This window comes from Micromonospora sp. M51, from assembly GCF_018070305.1.
In the GTDB taxonomy this organism is placed as follows: domain Bacteria; phylum Actinomycetota; class Actinomycetes; order Mycobacteriales; family Micromonosporaceae; genus Micromonospora; species Micromonospora parva.
In genome coordinates this window covers 1-1,033 of record NZ_JAGPXZ010001245.1, presented here as the reverse complement: position 1 = coordinate 1,033, position 1,033 = coordinate 1, and the positions used below count along the sequence as shown (strand labels likewise).

The window sequence follows — 1,033 nt, the reverse complement described above, 5'->3', positions numbered from 1 at the left end:
CTCCGTGGAGTGCGCCCGTCGTTGGCGTACCGCTGCGGATCGTCGCCGTACGCGTCCCAGCCGGTGCGGTAGAGCAGCCAGCCACCGGTGGGCAGGGGCCCGTGTTCCGCCTCCCACGCCTTGACGTGCTCCACCTGAAGCAGGAAGTCGGGGTTGTCGGCGGCGTCGGAGGAGTGGTCGATCACCACCGCCGGGGCGATCAACTGACTCACCGGGACCTGCGACACGTCGGCGCCGTGCTGACCGCTGACCCAGTGCACCGGGGCGTCGAAGTGGGTGCCGGTGTGCTCGCCGGTGGAGAAGTTGTTCCAGTACCAGGCCGGGCCCCTGTCGTCGTACCGGCTGATCTCGCTGAGCTGGAACGGCCAGGTCTGGCCGAACTGCTCGGGCAGACCCAGGATCGGAGTCTGGTCGGACAGCGGAGCGGTGAGGTCGACAACCTGGATCCGGCCGCTGGAAAGAGCGGCGACAAACTCCTGCAGCACCGTCATGCGGCGACGGTACACCCGCCCGCGTTCCACGATGGACCGCCGCGCGGTGCCCGCTGGCGTGTTGCCGCCGAACAGCCGGTTGACCGTCACACGGGAGCGGGCGGGGACCCGACACCCTGAGCAATCAGTCAGATTGTTGTCACCGGCGCCGGCCCGGACTGCCCCGAAACCGCCCGATAACCGGGCCTGCGTCGCTGCGGGCAGGACACGTCACCGGATGCGGCTAGGTAAGCGCATCGCTACGATGGGTCAGCAATCCAGAGGAAGGGGTCGTGCCCGCGTGCGAAGTCCCGTCAACGGAACCGCGCCGGCGTCTGCGCCGGGCCGATCTGCGCCGCTTGCCGCTGACCGGCTGCGCAGCATCGCCCGGCGGATGGTGCTGATCGCGGTCGCCGTCGGGGCCGGCTTCGTCGTGGCCGCCCTGTTCCAGGGGCCGGCCGCCGCCGACGGTACGCACAGCGGGACCGGCGCTGAGCCGCAACGGAAGCTCGGCCGTCTGGTCGAGCCGGTCGTGCGGCTGACGGTCGCGCAGCGCCCCGATG

1 protein-coding gene is annotated in these 1,033 nt (G+C 70.8%); it reads right to left on the bottom strand.

Annotated elements, in window-relative coordinates; genetic code table 11:
• The coding region (locus tag KBX53_RS34010; protein WP_210863931.1) for a cyclase family protein at positions 1-491 on the bottom strand (491 nt) is incomplete at its 3' end.
• Positions 492-1,033 lie beyond the last annotated feature (542 nt).